Genomic DNA, 23,455 nt, shown 5'->3' with positions numbered 1-23,455 from the left:
ACACGATAGGGACTGAAGCGAATTATAATGGTATTATAAAAATGAGTGCTCTCGATTGGTTGCTATCTGAAAATAAGTAAAGTTGAGGGTAGACATGAATACTCTTATTTATTGATTAAAGCTCAAAGACTTTTCAGCATCATCCAAGAATGTATTCAAGCATAATTTTTGCTCCAATTGTGATGGATCGATTTACCTCGATTCGATTGAGTCAGACCCTCATGATTGAGCCAGAGTCGCTTACTGAAAGTAGCGAGAATTGCGCTGGAGTTTCTGAAGGATATTAATTCCTTAGTTTGCCCATTCATCCATGTGGGCATTTTTTTTTGATCAAAATACAATGCTGTTCTTGCTAAAAAATGACGGCACCCACCATAAAACACAATATTCCAAAAATAATCCAAGGCCAGATCTTTGTGTTCGGTTGTTCTAAATTCTGAGGATTATATTCCGTGTGTTCTAGCGATGTCGGTTGTGGAACACGGGTCTTTTTAGAGTAAGGCTGGTGTTTAGAGTAAGATAGTCCCGTACCTGGAATACCGACACTGGTTCGCGTACCTTTTTTCCCAATATTTAGAGAAGCACCAGGTTTGCCAATGCTGGCACTGCTGATGCCTTTATGGGTCAGATTAATTTTAAAACCCGGGAATAATTTAATACTTTTACGAAATCTAAAACCCATATTGCTCTCATTCTAAAATTTAGCTCAATTTACGCTCTACACCAGGATCCATGATCTGCTAGAGATCTTACTTTGACAGCTATCATCACGATATTAGTATATTTTTTATCTGGTGATTGCAATACTACCTTTAAATACCGTCAAAAATGTTTACTGTATATTTGCTGTAGGGTAATCTTAAAACTACTATTTTTTGACTGATTGGTATATGACGACAGATAAGCATGAAGTCCTGCTACGAATGCGAGCGATCGAGCTGCTTGCTTACTGGGAAGGTCGTTTGGTTACCAATCGTTTAATGAGCTGGTTTGGGCTCAGTCGACAGCAGGCTTCTGCGGATATCAAGCGTTACAATACGCTGTATAACCCAGATGCCTTGATTCATGACCCCTCCGTCAAGGGTTATGTGCCTAAGGCCAGCTTCCAGCCTGTACTGACTACAGCGCACATCAATGAATATCTTAATATGCTGTCAGGTTTGGTTAGTGAATCGCATACCCTGATTGCGACACCAGAACCGAATCTTGCAGCAGTTCAATTACCTGATCGCAGTGTACGTCCTGAAGTGATTCGGGAAGTTTTGCGTGCCTGCCGAAACCAAAACACTTTAAAAATGATTTATGCCTCGATGCAGAATCCGCAGTGGCATGAACGCATCATTTCCCCACACACCCTGGTGTATACCGGTTTTCGCTGGCATGTCCGTGCCTATTGCCATCAGAGCAAGCAGTTTAAGGACTTTTTACTCTCCAGAATTGATCGCACACCTGTTGTGGTGGCGATTGAGTCAGTAGACCCTGCTCAGGATCAGCAATGGCATGAAGAAATTGTACTGACGCTGATCCCTAATCCAAAATTGAACTCATCACAACAAGCGCTGGTCGAAAAAGACTTCGGCATGCCTGATGGCAGATTACAGATTCCGGTGAAAAAAGCCCTGGCTCACTATACTTTGCAGCGATATCAGGCCGCGATCACGCTGGCTGAGGCGGATGATGCCTTGAAATATCCCTTGGTACTACAACGCTCAGATATCGAAAAGCTGTCGTCTTACCTGTTTGATCAGGCCTCATAGGAGATTGGCCATGTTAGAACAATTTCATTATGACAGTGACCTGATTGGTGGTTCCCTGATGGTGCGTGAAAGCCGGCTGATCGCGGATCTGTTATTACGAGAAGCGACTCCAGAACAATGGCATCAGGCCATTCAGATTGACAATATTCTGCAAAAAAGAACGCCTGCTTCAGCTCAACGCAATGCCACCGCTATTCGTAAGCGTCTGGAGCGCTTAGAGCCTGATTTCTGGAGAGCACTACGTGATGGGGATGATGAGCTGGCGACTCAGGTGGCTTTTTGTGGGGCACTTGAACGCAACCTGTTGCTGCTTGAGTTTATGGAAACAGTGATGAGAGAGGCCTATATCTCCCAGGCTCAATACCTGGATAGCTATATTTGGTCAGATTTTTTGGAGGAGCGTTCACAACGCGATCTTGATATCTGTGATTGGAAAGAGTCCAGCAAGAAAAAAATGGGGCAGGTGGTATTTCGCATGCTGGCAGAAGCCGGTTACTTAAAAAGTACCCGTAAGCTGGAGTTGCAGCGTGTGATCGTCAGAGCAGAGCTGCGTAGCCTGTTGGAAGAACATTATAAACAACGCATTAAAAGATCTATGGAAGTGTCGCTATGGACGTGGTAGTTGTAGAGGGGCAGCAATGAATCAAAAAATACATGAGCGTCTAAATCAGATTCCAGAGCGAATACTTTCCACCGAGTTTCTCACCGGTCAAGGATTGGGCAATGAAATTGGCTTCTGGATTTTTGATTATGCACCTGAAGATGAGTTGAAAGTGCGCGAATATCTGCATTTTCTAGACGGGATGCTGGAGAAAAAACACAGTCAGCTGAAGGTGGTGAATATCAACCTGCTGCAAGCCGTGGTGGATTATCTGGCTGAGCGTAACTTCATCGATAAAGCCATTCAAATGCAAAAAGCCAAAGGCGATGAGGCGCTGCTCAAAGCGCTGAAAGGCCCACTGCATATGGATAAGTTCGCGCCCTATCTGGTGAGTAAATATGCTACCAATGCACAAGATATTGTGTTGATGACTGGGGTAGGGTCGGTTTGGCCACTGTTACGTGCCCATCACTTATTGAACAGTTTACATTCGTTACTGGGGCATAAGCCAGTGGTGCTGTTTTACCCCGGTTATTACGACGGTCAAGCGATGAGTTTATTTGGAAAAATTCCAAGCAATAATTACTACAGAGCATTCAGATTAGTGCCTTAAACACGGCAAATAGAAATAAGAATTCGGGGGAATGGATTGAGATGAACATTAAAGAACTTTTTTATAAGCCATTAGATCGTGCGATTAACGGGGTCGTAAAAGCAGACCAGAATGACAATACTACGGTTTATCAGGAACTCGATGAGTATGTGGTCACCAATGAACTGGAAAAGCATTTTCGGGACTTTTTCCAGTCTTATGGCACAGACCTGAGCGATCCTTCGATTGCCAACCGTGTCGGCGTATGGATTTCAGGCTTCTTTGGTTCAGGTAAATCACATTTCCTGAAGACCTTGTCGTATATTCTGGCCAATAAAGTGGCACGCGATGTGGAAGCTAACGAACGCAGTGCTGCAGAATTTTTTGATGAAACTAAAATTCGTGATGCGTTTATCCGTGCCGATATTGGCAAGGCCGTCAGCCATCATGCCGATGTCATCCTATTTAACATCGACAGTAAAGCCAGCTCCAATGATGATGGCAATCCGATTCTGAATGTGTTTTTACGTGTGTTTAACGAGTATCAGGGTTTTAGTGCTGACCATCCACATATTGCCCATATGGAACGTCACCTGAGCCAGAAAGGTGTGTATGAACGCTTTAAACAGGCGTTTGAGGAATCCAGCGGCATGTCCTGGCTAGAGGAGCGTGACGGCTATCAGTTCTATCAGGATGATGTCGAAACCGCAATTTCCCAAGCCCTCAACTTATCTGCTGAAGCTGCGCATAAATGGTTTGAGGATTCTGAGCAGACCTTTAGTGTTTCGGTCGAAAACTTCTGTCAGTGGGTGAAAGAATACCTAGACAGCAAAGGACCCCAGCAACGCATGTTGTTCTTGGTCGATGAAGTGGGGCAGTTTATTGGCAGTGATACCCGCTTGATGCTGACATTGCAAACCATTACTGAAAACTTGGGTACGATCTGTAAAGGCCGCGCTTGGATTATCGTCACCTCACAGGCAGACATCGATGCTGTTTTAGGTGAGATGTCTTCTTCCAAAGCCAATGACTTCTCCAAGATTGCTGGACGTTTTAAAACCCGTTTATCGCTGTCCAGTTCAAATACCGATGAAGTCATCCAGAAACGTTTATTACGTAAAACCCCAGAAGCTGAAGCATTGCTCAGATCGGTGTTTGAGCAAAAGGGCGATATCTTAAAAAACCAGATTACCTTTGACCGTTCAGGCCCAACCCTCAAGAACTATGAGGGTCCAGACAGCTTTATCCATAACTATCCTTTTGCGCCGTACCATTTCCAGCTGGTGCAGAAAGTTTTTGAAGAAATTCGTAAGGTCGGTGCGACCGGTGCACACCTGGCCTATGGTGAACGGTCCATGCTAGATGCCTTCCAGATGGCCGCGAATGCGATTGCTACAGATGAAGTCGGTGCCCTGGTTCCTTTCCACCGCTTCTATACTTCAGTCGAAGGATTTCTGGATACAGCAGTGAAGCGTACCATCGACCAGGCAGGGCAAAATAAAACCCTGGATGGTTTTGATGTGCAGATGCTGCGTACCCTGTTCATGATCCGCTATGTCGATATCATCAAAGGTACCTTGGATAACCTGGTGACTTTGTCGATTGAGAAAATTGATGAAGATAAGCTGGCATTGCGCAAGCGGATTGAAGAGAGCCTGCAGCGTCTGGAAAAAGAGAGCCTGATTACTAGGAATGGTGATGAGTTCCTGTTCCTGACCAATGAAGAACGCGATATCACCCGTAAAATTAAAGCCACAGACTTAGCGGCTTCAGAAGAAAATAAAGAATTAGCCAATCTAATCTTTAAAGATTTACTGCGCGATCAGAACAAATACCGCCATCAAGCCAACAAGATGGACTATCAGATTGGACGTTTTCTGGATGGTCATAGCCTGGATGGCAAGTATGAGAGCGATTTGAAAGTTGAAATCATTTCTCCACTGGATACGGAATACAACCTCTACACTGAAGCTTACTGTATTGGTAAAAGTACTCAGGCTGAAGGACAAGTGCTGTTTAAACTGGCAGACGATAAACAGTTCTTTAATGAACTGCGCACCTGGCTGAAAACCAATAAATTCATCCGCTTAAATGATGATGGCACTCAGTCCGATATCACCCGTATTCTGGCAGACCGTGGCCGTGAGAATCAGGAGCGTAAAAAACGTCTGCGTGTCCGGATCGAAGAAATGTTGCTGGACGCGGAAAGTTATGCCTTGGGTCAACATTTACAACTTTCATCTTCAAGTCCAACCACCAAGCTGGATGAGGCTTGTCGTTATCTGCTGGAAAACACTTATACCAAACTGAGCTATCTGCAAGTCTATCAGCAGGATGCCTGGCGTGAACTGAACGCCGTCTTGACTGTGGATGATATGGCGCAACTCGGATTGTCTCTGGATGGCGGGCAGACGAACCCGAAAGCCCTACAAGAAGTGGAACAGTACATTGCGCTACGGGCAACAGGTACAGAACGTATTCTGGTGTCAGATGTGGTGGATCGTTTTGCCAAACGTCCTTATGGCTGGCCAGATGCCGAGATTTTACTATTGGTGGGTCAGCTGGCTGCGATGGGGCGGATTTCACTACAGTTAAATGGCGGCAGCTTACAGTTAAAAGATGCCTTTGAGCCTTTACAAAACAGCCGTCGTCGCCGTGATGTGTCGATCATTAAAAAACGCCAGACTGATGATCAGGTGTTGAAACAGGCACGCCAACTCACCCAAGACCTATTCTCGGCTATGGGACCAGCGACAGAAAAAGAGCTGTTTGAATTCTATTTGCAGCATTTTAAAAACTGGTTAGCCAACTTTAAGTCGTATAAGAGTAAAACTGATGTTGGGCAGTTCCCGGGCAAGAAAGTGATTGAAAAGTCGATTCTGACTTTGGAACGTCTGCTGGCAAATAGCGACAGCTTTGATTTCTTTAAGGCCGTGGTCGAGAACAAGGACGACTATCTGGATCTGGAAGAAGATTATCGTGATATTCATGAGTTCTTCAGCAACCAGATGCCGAGCTGGCAGCAACTGCAACAGGCCTTACGTCATTTTGAGAAAAACAAACAGGCGCTGGGCAGTGATGATGTGGCAAAAAAAGCCCTCTCTGAATTACATCGTATTGCCACCCTCGAATCGCCTTATGGCCTGTTAAATAAAGTCGCTGATTTAGTTCGTACAGTGGAAAGCGTCAATGAGCAATTGCTGACTGAGAAGCGCAATCAGGCGATAGAACACATTGATGACAAAATCAAGCAGCTGGAAGCCGAGATTAAAAACAGTGGTATCGCTACCGCTGAATTGAGTAACAAGCTATTACGCCCACTGCAATTGCTGAAAACGGATATTGAAGTGGAAACTAGCCTGTCCACCATCTATATGTTGCAAACGCAAACCGCTGTGGAGCGTTTTGATGAAGCCTTGTATGAGCTAGAGCAAGACGTTCAGGCGGAAATCCAGCGTCAGGCCAAAGCGGCACAACTGGCTCAGAGCAAAGCAGAGAGTGTAACCACCACTGCAACCATCTCCAGCCCAGCAACATCAACACCTGCTGCGAGTACGGTACAGCCTGTGACAGCCGTAGTGCCACCGAAACCGGTAGTCGAAGTCGATGTCGCCAGCATTTACAGCAAAACCTCCAGCAGTGTCTATCTGGAAACAGAAGAATCAGTGGATCAGTTTGTAGACGCACTCAAAGCTAAATTGAAAAAAATTGTGAGTGATAAAAAGCGTGTGCGTATCCGCTAACTTGGGTTAGGGATATCGGCATCAGTCATTAATTAAAGGTTTAAAGATGAATACCAGTAATATTAAAAAATACGCACCGCAAGCACGTAACGATTTTATCGCAGCGATGCGCAAGCAGGCCGCCAAATACGGCATCACCGCAGACAGCATTTTACCGGCAGAACAGAAAGGCGACTTGCTGCTGATTGGCGATCAGGTTTTTCCGCTATCAGTCATGAAACCACGTGACAAGCTGATCAAGCGCATTCAAACCAGCAGTTTTGAGCAGACGGTTGATTATATCGCTTACAGTTGGTTTAACCGTCTCTGTGCGATTCGTTACATGGAATGCAAAGGCTTACTGGATCATGGTCGCCGTGTACTGAGTAGTGCAGATGGTAGTGCAGGCTTGCCACAGATTCTGGAAGAATGTCTGGATATTGACCTACCGGGTTTAGATGCCAGCCGTGTGGCTGAACTCAAGCTGGATGGCAATAAAGACGAAGAGCTGTACCGTGAGCTGTTACTGGCTCAGTGTCATGCGTTGAATCAGGTCATGCCACTCCTGTTCGAACAGGTTTCTGATGAGTCAGAACTGTTATTACCTGACAATTTGACCAAAACCGACTCCTTGATTCGTGACCTGGTCAGCAGCATTCCGGAAGAAGATTGGGCTGATGTACAAATTATTGGCTGGCTGTATCAGTTCTATATTTCTGAAAAGAAAGATCAGGTGATTGGTAAAGTCGTCAAAAGTGAAGACATTCCTGCAGCGACCCAACTCTTCACCCCAAACTGGATTGTGAAGTATTTGGTGCAGAACAGTGTGGGTCGTCTATGGATGATGGCTCAGCCAGAAAGTACCCTGGCCAGTGAGTGGGAATACTATATTCAGCCAGCGGAACAGACCGATGAAGTCAATGCCCAGTTAAAACAGCTGATAGATGTCCGGATTAGTGAAGATGGCGATACTTTAAACCCTGAAAGCATTACGGTACTGGATCCTGCCTGTGGTTCGGGACATATTTTGGTGGAAGCCTATGATTGCCTGAAAGCGATTTACTTAGAACGTGGTTACCGCAGCCGCGATATTCCACGTTTGATTCTGGAAAACAACTTGTACGGCATTGATATTGATACCCGTGCGGCACAGCTCGCCAGTTTTGCACTGCTGATGAAAGCGCGTGAGGACGACCGCCGTTTATTTAGCAACCCACCAAAGCTGAATATTATTGCGTTGCAAGATAGCCAACCTGAACGTTTAGACGCATTGAGCCAGGATTTGGCAAACACTGGTATTGCGCAGGCGGATTTAAAAGAATTGCTAGAATTATTTGAACATGCCTCGACCTTTGGTTCTTTAATTCAGGTACCACCAACATTCGCTAAAAAGCTGCCTGATTTAGAAACCAAGCTGAATACAGCATTAGAGTCAGGGGATATTTTTGCGCAACAGTCAGCGCAAGAGTTATTGCCTTTAGTTCAACAAGCCAAATTACTCGCTAAACAATATGATGCCGTGATCGCTAACCCGCCGTATATGGGCGGTAAGGGGATGAATCCAGCACTTAAAGATTTTGCCAAAAAGAAATTTCCAGACAGCAAGTCAGACCTGTTTGCCATGTTTATTGAACGTGGTTTTAACTGGTGTAAGGACAGAGGCTTTAACAGCATGGTGACCATGCAAAGCTGGATGTTTTTATCCTCTTACGAAGCGATGCGTGAAAAGTTATTACAAGATCGTACGATTCAAACCATGGCACATTTAGGTGCACGAGCATTTCCTGAAATTTCGGGTGAAGTTGTACAAGCGACTGCATTTGTGATGCAAGGTACACACTTAAATGGATTTAAACCTGTATTTTTTCGACTTGTGGATACAGAGCAGAATCAAAAAGAAAATGAATTAAAAGCAGGACTAAATCGCTTTGATTCAACGATTCAAGATGACTTTAAGAAGATTCCTGGTAGTCCTATTGCTTATTGGCTTACTGAAACAGATAGAAAAGTTTTCACTGAATCCGTTGAATTGAAAGATATATCTTCAATTAAGCAGGGATTAGCTACTTGCAACAATAATCTTTTTTTAAGGGCATGGCAGGAAGTTAGTATTCTGAAGGTAGGTTTTGGTAATACTGATTTAGAACAAGCATATTGTTCTGCTAAAAAGTGGTTTCCTTACAATAAAGGTGGTGGTTTTAGAAAATGGTATGGGAACAATGAGTTTCTTGTGAATTGGGAAGATAACGGTCTTGCAATTCATGATTATTCGAATCTTCCCTTAGATTATAGTGGTGCGCCTGTACGAGCCAAAAACTTTTATTTTAGAGAGGGAATAACCTATGGGTTGATTTCTAGTTATGGTTTTAGCGCTAGGCGAGTATATGGTGGATTTATATTTGATGTCGGTGGATCTATGATTTTTCCACGATTAGATATAACCAAGTTACAGGCTTTTTTATGTTCAAAGCTTGTTGAAAGATTCTTACAGGTATTGAATCCTACCCTAAACTATCAAGTGGGAGATATCCAAAAACTACCAATTTTGGAAAAAGCATTTGAGTCGGTTAATAGTAATTTTCAAAAGCCTATAGACATTGCTAAAATAGACTGGGATTCTTATGAAACTTCCTGGGACTTTACTCAAAACCCAATTATTCGTACGGGGCAGCCAAACCTAGAACAAGCCTTTAACACATGGCAACAGCAAAATGCTGACGCCGTGGCTGAAATGAAACGTCTGGAAGAAGAAAACAACAAGCTATTTATTGACGCTTACGGTTTGCAGGATGAACTGACGCCAGACGTACCGGACGAGCAAATTACCCTCACCCGTGCCGACCGTGAGAAAGACAGCCAGCGTTTAGTGTCTTATGCACTTGGTTGCATGATGGGGCGTTATAGCTTGGACGAACCAGGTTTGATCTATGCCCATGCAGGCAATCAAGACTTTGATGCCAGCCGTTATCAAACATTCCCAGCCGATGCTGACGGTATTATTCCATTGACCGAAATGCACTGGTTTGAAGATGACGCAACCCACCGTATCCAAGAGTTCTTAACTGCGGTTTGGGGGAAAGACACACTGGATGCCAATATGCAGTGGCTGGCAGAAAGCTTAGATAAAAAAGCAAGTGAAACAGCTGAAGATACCATTCGCCGTTACCTCGCCAGTAAGTTCTATAAAGACCATATGCAGACCTATAAAAAGCGTCCAATCTACTGGTTATTCAGCAGTGGTAAACAGGGGGCTTTCCAGGCGTTGGTGTACTTGCACCGCTATAACGAAAGTACCTTGGCACGTATGCGTACCGAATACGTGATGCCACTGATTTCCAAAATGGCTGCTTATGCTAATTCTCTGGAAACAGCAAAAGAAAGCAGTGACTCTGCGGCTGAAATCAAACGTATTGAGAAAAAACTGCAAGATTTACATAAGCAACAGGCTGAACTGAGTAGCTTTGAAGAAAAACTGCGCCATTATGCCGATCAGCGTATTACGTTAGATCTGGATGATGGGGTGAAAGTGAACTATGGCAAGTTTGGCGACTTGCTGGCTGAAGTTAAAGCGATTACTGGGGGTAGTGGGGAATAATCATGGAATTACAAAGTCTAAATAGTATTTTTAAAGAACGGATTTTACGAATTCCTGACTATCAACGGGGCTATGCCTGGACTACGACCCAATTGGAAGATTATTGGGAAGATTTACTACAGCTTGATCCTGAAAGAATACATTATACAGGTGTTATTACACTTGAGCCTGTGCCTGAGAAGATCTGGTCTAAATGGACAAATGATCAATGGCTTATAGAAGATTTGGATTATAAGCCGTTTTATGTGGTGGATGGACAGCAACGTTTGACTACATCAATGGTACTGATTCAGGCAATTATTGAATCAATACCAGCTGGTGAGTTAATTGCATCACAAAAAGTTGATAAAATTAAACAAAAATTTATTTTATTAAAAGCGGATGACAATATCCGGGAAAGTTATATTTTTGGCTATGAAAAAGATAATCCAAGTGATGAATTCTTAAGAACTCAGATTTTTGGGATGTATTCACACACCTATCAGCAACAAGAAACCCTTTACACTCGTAATTTGAAAAATGCAAAAGAGTTTTTTAAAGAACGGTTGGCTGTCTTATCACTAGAAGATAAAACTGCACTATATAAAAAATTAACTCAAAAATTTAAGTTCAATCTTTATGTGATTAATGACGAGATAGATGTATTTGTCACCTTTGAAACGATGAACAATCGTGGTAGGCCTCTTTCTAGTCTAGAGCTACTAAAGAATAGACTGATTTATTTATCAACACTTTTTAAAGACAATACGGGTAAAGACAAGCTGAGATCCAATATCAACGATGCTTGGAAAACCATGTATGAATATTTAGGAAAAAATTCAGATGTTCCATTAAGTGATAATCTTTTTCTTCGTAATCATTGGACAATGTATTTTAAGTACACGCGAAGAAAAGGTGATGATTACATTAATTTCTTGCTTAATGAAAAATTTAATGCGCGTAACATCACGCATCCTAAAACTGCAGAAGATGCTTTAAAAATCGAAGAGATTTCTGAATATGTAAAAAGTCTACAACAATCAATTATTTATTGGTTTTACATTCATAATCCTTCCTTTGATCAATCTGATAATCTGACCGATTTACAACGAAGCTGGTTAGATCGATTGGAACGTTTAAGTTTCCGTTCTTTTAAACCTCTAATTCTTTCTGCATTTGTTTCAAAGCAAGATCCAGTGAGAATTGTCGAGTTGTTGCAAGTAGCAGAGAGATATAACTTTACTTTATTTAATTTAAGTCAGCGTCGTTCAAATACAGGTGATACCGAACTTTTTGCTATGTCGAGAGATTTGTTGACAAGTTCCATAACAATTGAATCGGTAATAGAAACGATTAAAAAATTAATCAGCCACTATTATGATCCACAGAAATTTTTAGCCTATATTGATGAAAAATATGAGCTTGATCGAGATGGATTCTATCATTGGGATGGTGTTCGTTATTTTCTCTACGAACATGAACAATGGCTTAGAGAGAAAGGTAAACAATCAACAAATAAATTATCTTGGGATGTAGTTAAATCTAGCCAAAAGGATTGTGTAACCCTAGAACATATTTTTCCACAAACGCCAGATGATCCATATTGGTTGAAGCATTATTCTCACTTAGATGAGCAAAAACGACGATATTTAACTCATTCCTTAGGAAATCTACTTCCTTTATCCCGTGCTAAAAATTCATCATTGCAAAATGTCGCGTTCCCGTTAAAGAAAAACGATGATGATGGGGTCGGATATTACAATGGATCAGTATCTGAAAATGAAGTAAATACAAAACAAGATTGGACACCTAAAGAAATTAAAGAGAGAGGTTTAACTCTATTAAAGTTCATGGAGGAGCGCTGGGAAATCACGTTAGGTGATCAAGATTTTAAAGAAAAGCTACTTCATGTTGATAGCATCCCATTTCCTGTTGTAGTGGCAGAAAAAGAGGTGACTGCATGAATCTGGATCAGCTACATAAGGGTCTGGAACAGGCTTTCTACACTGAAAATCACCGTATTGTCTTCTGGTACGATGCTGAGCAGTCTTTTACTGAAGAAGTACACGCATTAAAGCTGAATGATGTTCATATTCTGAATATGGCAGATGAGTCTAGTTTGGCCATCAAGCTCAAACTGGAACTACAAGACCAGCAGGGCAAATACCTGCTGTATTTTCCAAGCCCAGAGCCTGAAACCGAAAAAGACTGGTTACTGGACATCAAGCTGTATTCACGCAGCTTCTATGCCGATCGTTTCTCGATTATTTTCAATGAGCTCGGTTTACAACAACAAAGTTTAAGAGAACATCTGGCCAAACGTGAAGAGTTCCTCAAAGCCAAAGCCCGTCTGAGCACCTTAAAACGCTATATCCAGTCTGATGCAGATGCACAGGATCTAGATATGGCCATGATTGCGGCTGTGGTCAAGGCTGACAGTGCCGAACTCATGCATATCGTTCTGGTACTGGCAGATGAAATGGTCCAGCAGAATCTGGATTTGGAAGTGAATCCAGACTCCTTTGCTGAACTGGAAAAGTTCCAACTAGTGCCAGCTTTAGTCACAGCATTACAGGCGGAAATTGGTTATCCAGCATCGGTTGAAGAGTTGAATGGGGAAGCACCATTCAAGCTCGGTACGTTCTTTATCCGTTTGATGAGCACAGGTTTCTGTGAAAGCCTGGGCGATATACCGCTATGGGCTCAAGAACTGGTGATGTCATCTGTCAGTTCACGTGCGACGGCTAGAGCCTTCTTATCACGCTGGAGAGACAGTTCTAAATACTACCCAACCTTCGATACACTCTCTCAGACCGTGGCCAATGCACTGCGGATCCAAGAAAAGGTCGGGGCTTTTGATCTGGAGCAGCTGCTCGATGTCATGACCTTTGAAGTAATTGAACAAAAGATCATTGTCGATCTGGCCAGCCAGATCCCTGCAGCAACCAAAGCTGAACTGGAACATTTCAGAACGATTATTTCTACCCGTCTGGATGGCTATTGGGCTTCCAAACATAAGGACGATGCAACCCGCCGTAAATACCGTACCGTCTATACAGCGTTGCAGGCAGCGATTGAGCTGTTCAGTCTGCGACTGCAGTTTGATGCCGGTTTCTATTTCGACTCCAGCGAAGCATTGTATAAAGCCTACGAGCAGGATTTGTATCGCTTTGATATGGCCTATCGCCACTACAGTGCTGCTTCTCAACGCGCTCATGTCGATATCCTGAAGAAACTCGATGAAGAAGTGGAAAATTGCTATTCCTACTGGTTTATTGACCACTTGGCACGCAACTGGGGCGAGCGGGTTGAAGCTGAGCAACGCTTGAATGTCTGGAAAGTGGCAGATATCCCAAATCAGCAAAATTTCTACCATACCCATGTCAGCCCCTTGCTCAGTTCTGCAACGAAACGCCGTATTGTGGTAATTATCAGTGATGCTTTCCGCTATGAAGCTGCGGTAGAGCTGCGTGATCGAATTAATGAAAAACGTTATTCTGAAGCAACTTTGTCTTCACAGCTGGGCGTTGTCCCAAGTTACACCACACTTGGCATGGCCTCGTTGTTGCCGCATCAGACTTTGGAGTACAAAGAGGCTACAGGTGATGATGTATGGGTGGATGGACAGTCCAGCAAAGGGACTGCAGCACGATCCAAAATTCTTGCAGCCTATAACGGATTGGCGGTTACCGCTGAAACGGTAAAAGGCTGGTCGCGTGATGAAGGCCGTGAAGCGCTGAAAGACCATGAGCTGGTTTACGTTTATCACAACGTCATTGATGCTCGGGGAGACAGTGCCTCTACAGAATCAGAAACCTTTATGGCTGTGGAACATGCTATTGAGGAACTGACCGAACTCAGCCGTAAAATTTTAATGCACTTCAATATTTCTACCCTATTGATTACAGCCGACCATGGCTTCTTGTTCCAGCAAAGTAAACTGGAATCTGCGGATCGTTCAAGTTTGACTGAAAAACCGACCAATGCATTGAAGAGCAAGAAACGCTATGTGATTGGGCATGGTTTACCAGAGAGCAAGGAAGCATGGAAAGGCTCAACCCAAGCTACGGCAGGCACACGATCTGCGACTGATTTCTGGATTCCAAAAGGGGCGAACCGTTTCCATTTTGTAGGAGGCTCACGTTTCGTGCATGGCGGCATTATGCCTCAGGAAATTGTGGTGCCTGTACTAACGGTAAAACAGCTGCGTGGTGAAAAGGCTGGACAGCGGACCAAGCGTAAAGTTGAGGTCATTTCTACCAAATCCACGCTGAAAATGGTCAATAACATCCAGAAGTTTGATTTGATGCAAACTGAAGCTGTCAGTGAGCTGGTCATGCCAGTAACCCTGTCGATTGCCATTTATGATGGGGATGTCAAAGTTTCCAGTGAAGAAACCTTGACCTTTGATAGCAGTACCGACTCTGTTGCCGATCGAGTTAAACAGGTCAGGCTGTCACTGTCTGGCACTGATTTTGACCGTAAGAAAGATTACTTCCTGGTACTGAAGGACAAAGACCTGAATATCGAAATGCAGCGCTATAAGGTCACCATTGATCTGGCATTTACCGATGACTTCTTCTGATAACGAATTAACGATAGAGCGTAGCCTACATGGAATCTGCTAACGATAAAGAACTGGATCAGCTGCTGAATGAACACTTTGCCGGGCGGGTGGTACGTAAGGATCTGACTAAACTGATCAAAGAAGGGGCCAATGTCCCTGTCTATGTACTCGAATACCTGCTAGGGATGTACTGTGCCTCGGATGATCCAGAGATCATTGAACAGGGATTACGTAACGTAAAGACCGTACTGGCTGAGAACTACGTCCGACCGGATGAAGCTGAGAAGGTGAAATCCCTGGTCCGTGAACGGGGCAGTTATAAGGTCATTGATCGGGTGACCGTAAAGCTGAATGAGCGTAAGGACAAATACGAAGCATCATTTAGTAATCTGGGCATCAAAGATGCCGAAATCTCGGCAGGCATCGTCAAAGAGTATGAAAAATTACTTGTTGGTGGTATCTGGGTCATTGCTACGCTCAGTTATTATTTTGAAGAAGGACAGACTAGTTCTCCATTTGGCGTGAGCTTACTCAAGCCGATTCAAATGCCGAATATGAATATGGATGAACTTTTCAGTGGCAGAGCAGCATTAAGCACTGATCAGTGGCGCGAGAGTTTAATCCGTTCGATCGGCATGGAACCGGCTTCGCTAAAAGAGGATGTGCAATGGCACCTATTAGCGCGTATGGTTCCGTTTGTTGAAAATAACTATAACGTCTGTGAACTTGGACCACGCGGTACCGGGAAAAGCCATATTTACAAAGAGTGTTCACCGAATAGTATTCTAGTTTCAGGTGGGCAAACCACTGTCGCTAATCTGTTCTATAACATGAGTAGCCGCCGTATTGGTCTGGTGGGGTTGTGGGATGTGGTGGCCTTTGATGAAGTTGCCGGTATTTCCTTTAAGGACAAAGATGGCGTTCAGATCATGAAAGACTATATGGCCTCAGGATCTTTTGCCCGTGGTCGTGAACAGATGGAAGCCTCAGCTTCGATGGTTTTTGTGGGTAATATTAACCAAAGTGTTGAATCCTTGGTGAAGACTAGCCACTTATTGGCTCCGTTTCCTGAAGCTATGATCGATTCAGCATTCTTTGATCGCTTTCATGCCTATATCCCAGGTTGGGAAATTCCGAAAATGCGCCCGGAATTCTTTACCAACCGTTATGGCCTGATTGTTGATTATCTGGCTGAATTCTTCCGGGAAATGCGTAAGCGTAGTTTTGCGGATGCCATTGAGAAGTACTTCAAGCTAGGGAATAACCTGAATCAGCGTGATGTGATCGCCGTTCGCAAGACGGTTTCTGGATTGATGAAGCTGCTCTACCCACATGGTCAATTTAACAAAGAAGATGTACGGCAATGCCTGGAATATGCACTGCAGGTGCGCCGTCGGGTCAAAGAACAGCTGAAGAAAATTGGTGGTATGGAATTCTATGATGTTCATTTCAGCTACATCGATAATGATACCTTAGAAGAACATTTTGTCTCAGTCAAAGAGCAGGGTGGTGGCAGACTGATTCCCGAAGGTCCAGCCAAGCCAGGTTTTTTGTATACCATTGGGCTCAGTAATAAAGGCATGCCGGGGTTATACCGCTTAGAACTTCAAGTGACCAAAGGTTCTGGAAAATTGGCGACATCAGGCTTATGGAATTCAAGCAGTGCCAAGGAGCAGGTCAAGATCGCATTTGACTACTTCAAGGCCAATGCATCCAGAATATCGGGTGGCAGTAAGGTGCTGGAACATGACTTCCACTTACATGTGGTTGAATTACAGAATACCGGGCCGCTCAGCCATCTTGCCTTACCAAGTTTAGTGGCTTTCGCTTCTGGCCTGTTAGGACGATCGGTACAAAGTCAGATGGTGGTACTGGGTGATATGAGCTTGGGTGGCTCTGTGACTCCGGTGGAAAGTATTGCCGAATGTCTGCAAGTTGCTTTTGATGCTGGTGCCAAGAAGGTTGCTTTGCCAATGAGTAGTGCGGCAGATATCCCTACGATTCCTGTGGAACTGTTTACCAAGTTCCAGACCAGTTTCTATGCAGATCCGGTGGATGCTGTGTTTAAGGGGCTAGGGGTGGATTAATTTCATATCTGTCTGGAAGAGTTACAGTAGATTGTTTTAAATTCAGTTTCTCAAGTTTAAATACCATGTTGTAAAAGCATAATACTGCCTCTTTTAAAGAGCTAGTATTTTTAGGGGGGATTACCCTTCATTTTTTCTTGATCAGATATCTTGTACTTTGACAGGATTTTGTTGATCTAAATATTTTTGATACCAAACACGTAGTGTTTCAGGAGTACAGCCAATTTTAGGAGCAATTGCGGAAACTGCTGCCCAATTCGATGGATAATCTTTTTCGGATTCAATCAATAATTGAACCGCTCTTTCTCTGATTTCAGGGGTCAATTTTACTTTGCCATTTGTAAGGTAAAAGGGGTCAATTTTAGAATGCCGTTGACAATGTATCGCCTTTTGAGTTTGAAGCAATGTACAATGATAAGATTAACCCGTTAGGTCAGGTGGCCTAACTTAAATAAAAAGTCTCCGACAAACCCGGTACGGTTCACTAATCTAGCTGTTTAACTTTATTAAAAATAACTTTTTCTTTTTCTAATTTTATTTACATAATCAATATGTTACAATTTTTAAGAATTTTTCCATCTATTTATTATATCGAAATCAGGCCACTTTTAAACTTTAGGAGTATACTTATTGCTTTGATATTATTTAATATATTGTAGTTTGAAAATATTTTTCTAATTTTAGCCTGATGGAGTTGTGTAATGAGTTTAGATTTAGACTTATCTTTTGAAGTTGTCAGCAAGGTAAATGCTGCATGTTATTCAAATGCTTGTTCTGGTAGCAGAAGTGATTGTTGTACTCGTACATGTACTCGACAAAGTAATGCAAACACGAATCAAGATTCATCAATGCAGGCTTGGGACAATTATTTAGAAATTAATGCCGGTGTTTTACAGTATTAATTTTTTATAGATAAAATAAAGCTACTTCGTTAAACAAGAGGTAGCTTTTGGATTTTTTATGCTTAATAAAATTTATAAACTTCAAGATACTGTTGATATTTACATTTCAGAAATGGAAGATTCTAGAAAAGTATTTCTAACATTTCATAAAATGACTACGCGTGATAAAGTTGAGTTAATTGTAGGGCGTGCAGTTGCTGAGTTTTTAGCATTACTTGATGGTATAAAAACTGTAGATTTAATTTTAAAAAATCTAGGTGATTTTAATGAAGATGATGCATTAAAATTAATAACTTTTTTACAAGAAAAACATTTGATTATTGATGTTATGGAATACGATGAGTTAGATCCTCGTTTCTCAAGACAAATAGCTTATTTTGATGACATGATACTGGATAGACGCGGAAGGGATACACAAAAATTACTTGCGTTAAAGAAAGTTGTTATTTTAGGTTGTGGAGCTGTAGGGGCTGCTATCGCAGAAAATTTAGTAAGAGCAGGTATTTCTAAATTTGTATTGGTTGATTATAAGCTAGTAACAAAATCAAGTATAGACCGACATTTATTCACACGATTAAATGATATTGGTTTAGCTAAAGTAGAAGTTCTTAAAAATTACCTTAAAACTATTGATTCAACTGTAACAATTGATACATATCAAGAATGTTTATTACCACAGACTGATTTATCAAAATGGATTACAGATGATACTAACTTAATTATTAATAGTTGTGATGAGCCTTACATTGGACATACCTCAGTTAAAGTTGGTCGCTATGCACAAATCAGAAATATTCCTTTATATGTAGCAGGGGGTTTTGATGCTCATTTAATGAGTTCTGGAGAATTAATTTATCCACCGTACACACCATGTATTGATTGTACACAACAGACATTTACTAAAGCCTTAGGTGATTGGAAACCAATATACAGTACTACGGCTCAAATCAAGAATATTGTTCATCTAAAAGAAACTGTAAGTATATCATCTGACATATCAAAATCTTATCAAATAGGTGGGGCAGGTGGGTTAATAATGATGAATGGATTTTCTGCACACTTAAGTTGTTTAAAGATTTTACAATTTTTGGCAGAAGATTCTACTTATGATTATAAAACGATTCGGTACGAATATTTACCAAATAATGGTGCGTTAACCGAATTTGAAATGCAAAAACAGGAACAATGTCATGTCTGTAACCACTAATTTACGTTTACGTCAAAGTGTAGGGATTGTGGTTCAAGAGAATATAGTCGAGTTTTTTAACTCAAATACTCGCTCTAGTGTATCCTTAAAAATGCAATTTCAGGGTATTGTTGAGTTACTCGAAAATTTCGATGGAGTAACGAGTATTCAGCAAATAGCTGAAAAATATCAGGGCATATCTATAGAGCAGCTCACTTCCTTAGCTCAATTTTTGCGTGAGAAATATATATTAATCCAACAGGATATTGCATATCCCCTTGATATTGTTCAGCATCATTATCGCTTGGTGAATACTCTTGAAGATTATTTCCATTCAAGTCATGAAGTTTTAAAAGCGATTGAGAAATTAAAAAATGCTACGGTAATGATTATTGGACTTGGTGCAGTAGGAAGCCTAATCGCAAGTTATTTAACAAAATCAGGTGTAAAAAACTTTATTCTTGTTGATGCTGACAATGTAGATATTAGTAATTTACATCGTCAATATTATTTTGAATCAGATATTGGGCAAGAAAAGGGTGAAAAACTTAAAAAACAGCTTGAAATGATGCATTCTGATTTGAATGTTGAAATTATTACTGAACATTTACAACAGAATTTTTTTGAACGAATTAAAATTGCAAAACCAATTGATTTAATTATTAATTGTGCTGATGAACCTAATGTGGATATCACTAGTAGAATCATTGCTGAATATGCTATGAAATACAAAATACCACATATTGTAGGTGGTGGTTATAATTTACATCTTACACTGATAGGTCAAACTATTATTCCATTTGAAACTGCATGCTTTAAATGCTTTGGTAATGCTTTAAATGAGCTAAATAATGTTGAACTAAAAAATGTGAGAAAGCTTCATCGAGAGAATCGTAAATTAGGATCATTTTCACCATTGTCAGGTATTGCAGCAAGTTTAGCATCACTTGATGCCTTTAAAGTATTGATTGGTAAAAATGAATTGTTGCAACAAGTTAATAGACGAATAGAGTTTAATATGGTTCAACATCAGTTAAATATTATTGATATTCCAAGAAATCCAAATTGTGAATGGTGTAAAGTTTAATATGAAAAATGGAATTTTATTAAATGGTATATCAACTCATAATTTAAAAAATATTGATATAAAAATTCCATTAAATAAAATAACCGTGATATATGGAAGGTCTGGAGCAGGAAAAAGCTCATTAGCTTTTTCTTCTCTCTACCAATTATGTCATGATGAATTTGATGCTTTAGAACGTGGATTTTCTGAAAGTAGTGAGTATGTTATCCAGTGTTATGAAGGGCTAATCCCTGCTGTTGCAATATCTCAAAAGAACACAAATAATAATCCACGTTCTACACTGTATTCTTATCTTAATATTCCTCAAATTTTATCTACAATAAAAGTAAAATCACCTGTTGCTATTCCAAATTTTGACTTATTAAAAATCAATAAAATCGGCAATGAATGCAAATATTGTCTTGGGTTAGGTGAAAAAGTTGAATTTTCGGAAGATTATATTGTTAATCAAGAGTTAGGTCTTAACCAAAAACCTTTTTCTTGTTGGCGAAATGGTGATTTAGCAGACTACTATAATCAATTATTGTTAGCATATTGTGAACAAGAACAAATAGATATTTATACTCCATTCAAATATTTATCAGATAAAGATAAACAAAAAGTTCTGTATGGTAGCAGTAATGAAAAATTACAATTTAGATTTAAACATCGTGGTAAGTCCAAAGCAAGGAAAGGGATTTATAAAGGTGTAATGCTCTATATAAAAGAAAATAAAAATATAAAAGCTGTAGATAAATATGCAAAGAAAGTCATTTGTTCAGCCTGTAATGGAGCGAGGATTAATATAGAAACTCATCAAACTATTAGTATTTTTAATACGACTATGCCAGATTTTTTATTGATGCCTATTGATGAATTAGTGTTGATGTTAAAAAAAGAAATAAAAGATGATACTGTTTTGGTAAAAGTGTTAGATTCTATGTGTGAAATGGGCTTAGGCTACCTTAATCTTGCACGTTCAATTCCAAGTCTATCAGGTGGTGAATTACAAAAATTAAAATTTAGTAAATTATTACATTCAAATATATCTGGAGTATTGATCGTAATTGATGAAATTTCATCTCAAATTAATGAAAATGATTTTCATAAAATTTGGGAAAAGATGAAAAATATTGTCAAAAATAATACGTTAGTTTTAGTTGAACATGCACAATTTTTTATTGATCATGCAGATTATAAAATTCATATTGGTTATAAAGCAGGGATTGATGGAGGAAAAATTTGTCCTGATGAGATTATTCAACCATTCTTTGATATTTCTAAAAGGAATAGGCCACAAGGTTTCATTGAATTTATAGATTTAAGTAAAAACAATGTAATAAAGCAAAGTGTAAGTATTCCTAGAAAATGTCTCACTGTTTTTACAGGCGTATCTGGTTCGGGGAAATCGTCATTAGCGAAAGCTATCTTTGAACAAGCAGATGTAATTTATGTTAGCCAAAAAATGGCAAATTATAGTAGTCGCTCTATTTTGTCATCTAGTATACAAATAAATACATTAATTGCAGAATATTTTTCAAAAATGACTGGATTAGATGTAAGTTATTTTTCCCCAACACAAAATGGCGGTTGTAAACAATGTCAAGGTATAGGTGTAGTTAAATATGAAAGAGGATATGAACAAGATCTATATTTAACATGTCCTACATGTGAGGGTGACTTATTTGATAAATTCAATGAAAATGTTTTAATACAAGTGCATGGAAAGAATATTATTGATGTTTATAAAATAGAAATAAGTGATTTATTGACATTTTTTCATGATGAACGTATTAAAAATATACTTGATACACTTGTATCTTTAGGCTTATCTCATCTTCAGTTGCAAAGGAAAACACAAACACTTTCAGGTGGGGAATTACGCCGCATAAAGCTTTGTGAAAGTTTATCAAAACAAAGAGCAAGTAAAAAAATTTTAATTATTGATGAACCCACTGCAGGACTGGACCCTGAAACAGCTAGTAAAGTTGCAAGTTTTATTTATCAAAAAACTAAGATGTTTGAGGCAGTTATTCTCATTGAACATAGACCAGAGGTTATAAAATATGCAGATTATAAGGTTGTTATGGGTGTTGCGGCAGGAATAAATGGAGGAAAAATTTTAAAACAAAATTTGATATAGTTTTAAAATTTTATTTTTATAACATGCTTGGGGTCTGTTGACATTTACTGTATAAAAAATAATAAGATAGTAAAATCAAATCGGAGATATCTGAAAGGCTTTGTTGCACAAAGATGTAAAAATTAAGATTGCCCATATCTACTCAAATTTAAGGCATAACTTGGGTATGTGGTTGACCTAACTCGGTAAATTTATTTAACACGGCTACACGTGCATGGATCTCATTGACTTGGCTATTAAAGTTCCTTGCACTGAGTTTATCGCCTAATAATTTGATGCAGTGCTTCTTGGTTTCCACCAAACTTCGGCGATGATAGCCTGACCATTTTTTCCATAGTATTCTGCCAAACCGTTTAACAGTACGAAGTAATTCATTTCGTTCTAGCGAGCTGACCTTTGTATCTTTCCAAGGTTTCGCATTTTTTCTTGGAGGAATTACCGCATGCGCTTGCCGATCTGCAATGACCTGACGACATTGTTTGGTGTCATAAGCGCCATCCGTATAAACAGAGTCAATCTGCTCATCTAAGGAAATTTGATCGAGTAAATCACCAAGTACCTGGAATCACTTACATTGTTAGTTGTAAGCTGAACTGCACGTATTTAGAGAGTTTTAGCATCTATACCAATATGTAATTTACGCCATTGACGACGATATTCAGGCTGATGTTTCTTCCTTTTCCATTCACCTTCACCTAAAAACTTTAGACCGGTAGAGTCCACCAGCAAGTTGAGCCCACCACTGCTTTTTTGATAACTAATCGTAATATCAATATGTTTTTGTCTTCTGCAAAGCGTACTGTAATCTGGTGCTGTCCAATTTAATCCACAGAGCTTAATCAGACTTTGAACAAAACCTGTGACCATACGTAAAGAAAGGCGAAATAAAGATTTAATCATTAGACAGCATTGGATGGCTGTGTCGGAATAAGTTTGATTTCGTCCATACTTGCCTTTTGGCTGCGCATACCATTGAGTCTTAGTGTCAAACCAAATTGAAATATTTCCTCGATTTATTAATGCTCGATTATAAGAAGACCAATTGGTGGTACGATAAATTTTAGGTGCAGGCTTGTTCATCTGGAAATTATATTGTGGAATAAGCCCTTCAAAATCGGTGGCTATTCATTGGGAATGAATATCAAAATAGTTGTATTAGACTATACCCTAAAGTTACAATCTGAAAGTTCATGAAATTATGTATCATTTAAATGATTTTTAATCATAAATAACATGTAACTTTAGTATTAAAGATTTA

General features: G+C 40.3%; 13 protein-coding genes and 2 pseudogenes. 12 read left to right on the top strand and 3 right to left on the bottom strand.

Going from position 1 to position 23,455, the window contains the following annotated elements; all coding sequences use genetic code 11:
- Window positions 1-352: 352 nt before the first annotated feature.
- Entirely contained in the window at window positions 353-682 is a 330-nt protein-coding gene (locus ACG9ZB_RS15010) for a DUF4236 domain-containing protein (protein ID WP_058952660.1), read from the bottom strand.
- A gap of 208 nt (window positions 683-890) precedes the next feature.
- Here ACG9ZB_RS15010 and ACG9ZB_RS15005 point away from each other — a divergent pair, with 208 nt between their 5' ends.
- The 8 genes from ACG9ZB_RS15005 to brxL are packed head-to-tail and all read left to right on the top strand — an operon-like array spanning window position 891 to window position 16,900.
- Window positions 891-1,757: a helix-turn-helix transcriptional regulator gene (locus ACG9ZB_RS15005; RefSeq protein ID WP_159138904.1), complete on the top strand. Its 867-nt coding sequence runs from the start codon at window positions 891-893 to the stop codon at window positions 1,755-1,757.
- 10 nt (window positions 1,758-1,767) lie between these two features.
- Window positions 1,768-2,379, top strand: a complete 612-nt coding sequence (locus ACG9ZB_RS15000; RefSeq protein ID WP_348929458.1) for a DUF1819 family protein — start codon at window positions 1,768-1,770, stop codon at window positions 2,377-2,379.
- Between the two features lie 16 nt (window positions 2,380-2,395).
- Window positions 2,396-2,971: a DUF1788 domain-containing protein gene (locus ACG9ZB_RS14995; protein WP_111281984.1), complete on the top strand. Its 576-nt coding sequence runs from the start codon at window positions 2,396-2,398 to the stop codon at window positions 2,969-2,971.
- A 41-nt stretch (window positions 2,972-3,012) separates the two neighbouring features.
- Window positions 3,013-6,693, top strand: coding sequence for a BREX system P-loop protein BrxC (brxC, locus tag ACG9ZB_RS14990; RefSeq protein ID WP_419326561.1), 3,681 nt, complete (start codon window positions 3,013-3,015; stop codon window positions 6,691-6,693).
- Between the two features lie 46 nt (window positions 6,694-6,739).
- Window positions 6,740-10,267: a BREX-1 system adenine-specific DNA-methyltransferase PglX gene (pglX, locus tag ACG9ZB_RS14985; RefSeq protein WP_419326560.1), complete on the top strand. Its 3,528-nt coding sequence runs from the start codon at window positions 6,740-6,742 to the stop codon at window positions 10,265-10,267.
- 2 nt (window positions 10,268-10,269) lie between these two features.
- Window positions 10,270-12,210 (top strand): DUF262 domain-containing protein, encoded by a 1,941-nt coding sequence (locus tag ACG9ZB_RS14980; protein ID WP_169025141.1) that lies wholly within the window; start codon window positions 10,270-10,272, stop codon window positions 12,208-12,210.
- Window positions 12,207-14,831: a BREX-1 system phosphatase PglZ type A gene (gene pglZ, locus ACG9ZB_RS14975; RefSeq protein ID WP_419326558.1), complete on the top strand. Its 2,625-nt coding sequence runs from the start codon at window positions 12,207-12,209 to the stop codon at window positions 14,829-14,831. Before ACG9ZB_RS14980 ends, pglZ begins: the two co-directional genes overlap by 4 nt.
- Window positions 14,832-14,860: 29 nt before the next feature.
- On the top strand, window positions 14,861-16,900 hold the full coding sequence (gene brxL, locus ACG9ZB_RS14970; RefSeq protein ID WP_419326556.1) for a protease Lon-related BREX system protein BrxL: 2,040 nt from the start codon (window positions 14,861-14,863) through the stop codon (window positions 16,898-16,900).
- A gap of 125 nt (window positions 16,901-17,025) precedes the next feature.
- Here brxL and ACG9ZB_RS14965 read toward each other — a convergent pair.
- Window positions 17,026-17,260 (bottom strand): annotated as a pseudogene (locus tag ACG9ZB_RS14965) (hypothetical protein); the annotation flags it as partial.
- Window positions 17,261-17,601: 341 nt separating this feature from the next.
- Between ACG9ZB_RS14965 and ACG9ZB_RS14960 the strand changes: the two are divergent.
- Genes ACG9ZB_RS14960 through ACG9ZB_RS14945 form a run of 4 tightly spaced genes read left to right on the top strand, consistent with a single transcriptional unit; the run spans window position 17,602 to window position 22,197 of the window.
- Window positions 17,602-17,802, top strand: coding sequence for a hypothetical protein (locus ACG9ZB_RS14960; protein WP_039048208.1), 201 nt, complete (start codon window positions 17,602-17,604; stop codon window positions 17,800-17,802).
- Window positions 17,803-17,860: 58 nt separating this feature from the next.
- Entirely contained in the window at window positions 17,861-19,009 is a 1,149-nt protein-coding gene (locus ACG9ZB_RS14955) for a ThiF family adenylyltransferase (protein ID WP_039048207.1), read from the top strand.
- Window positions 18,993-20,075 (top strand): HesA/MoeB/ThiF family protein, encoded by a 1,083-nt coding sequence (locus ACG9ZB_RS14950; RefSeq protein ID WP_058952667.1) that lies wholly within the window; start codon window positions 18,993-18,995, stop codon window positions 20,073-20,075. The genes ACG9ZB_RS14955 and ACG9ZB_RS14950 overlap by 17 nt, the downstream gene beginning before the upstream one ends.
- Window position 20,076: 1 nt before the next feature.
- Entirely contained in the window at window positions 20,077-22,197 is a 2,121-nt protein-coding gene (locus tag ACG9ZB_RS14945) for an ATP-binding cassette domain-containing protein (protein ID WP_236163086.1), read from the top strand.
- Window positions 22,198-22,345: 148 nt separating this feature from the next.
- Here ACG9ZB_RS14945 and ACG9ZB_RS14940 read toward each other — a convergent pair.
- Window positions 22,346-23,277: pseudogene (locus ACG9ZB_RS14940) on the bottom strand (IS5 family transposase).
- Window positions 23,278-23,455 lie beyond the last annotated feature (178 nt).

The organism is Acinetobacter johnsonii, assembly GCF_048551975.1.
Lineage (GTDB): Bacteria > Pseudomonadota > Gammaproteobacteria > Pseudomonadales > Moraxellaceae > Acinetobacter > Acinetobacter johnsonii_A.
The sequence above is the reverse complement of the archived record's forward strand: the minus strand, read 5'-3'. Positions and strand labels throughout refer to the sequence as shown.

Coding starts and splice junctions, on each gene's coding strand:
- ACG9ZB_RS14980 (WP_169025141.1), top strand. CDS start 10,270: ATGGAATTACAAAGTCTAAATAGTATTTTTAAAGAACGGATTTTACGA.
- ACG9ZB_RS15000 (WP_348929458.1), top strand. CDS start 1,768: ATGTTAGAACAATTTCATTATGACAGTGACCTGATTGGTGGTTCCCTG.
- pglX (WP_419326560.1), top strand. CDS start 6,740: ATGAATACCAGTAATATTAAAAAATACGCACCGCAAGCACGTAACGAT.
- ACG9ZB_RS14945 (WP_236163086.1), top strand. CDS start 20,077: ATGAAAAATGGAATTTTATTAAATGGTATATCAACTCATAATTTAAAA.
- ACG9ZB_RS14955 (WP_039048207.1), top strand. CDS start 17,861: ATGCTTAATAAAATTTATAAACTTCAAGATACTGTTGATATTTACATT.
- ACG9ZB_RS14960 (WP_039048208.1), top strand. CDS start 17,602: ATGAGTTTAGATTTAGACTTATCTTTTGAAGTTGTCAGCAAGGTAAAT.
- ACG9ZB_RS14950 (WP_058952667.1), top strand. CDS start 18,993: ATGTCTGTAACCACTAATTTACGTTTACGTCAAAGTGTAGGGATTGTG.
- ACG9ZB_RS14995 (WP_111281984.1), top strand. CDS start 2,396: ATGAATCAAAAAATACATGAGCGTCTAAATCAGATTCCAGAGCGAATA.
- ACG9ZB_RS15010 (WP_058952660.1), bottom strand. CDS start 682: ATGGGTTTTAGATTTCGTAAAAGTATTAAATTATTCCCGGGTTTTAAA.
- brxL (WP_419326556.1), top strand. CDS start 14,861: ATGGAATCTGCTAACGATAAAGAACTGGATCAGCTGCTGAATGAACAC.
- ACG9ZB_RS15005 (WP_159138904.1), top strand. CDS start 891: ATGACGACAGATAAGCATGAAGTCCTGCTACGAATGCGAGCGATCGAG.
- brxC (WP_419326561.1), top strand. CDS start 3,013: ATGAACATTAAAGAACTTTTTTATAAGCCATTAGATCGTGCGATTAAC.
- pglZ (WP_419326558.1), top strand. CDS start 12,207: ATGAATCTGGATCAGCTACATAAGGGTCTGGAACAGGCTTTCTACACT.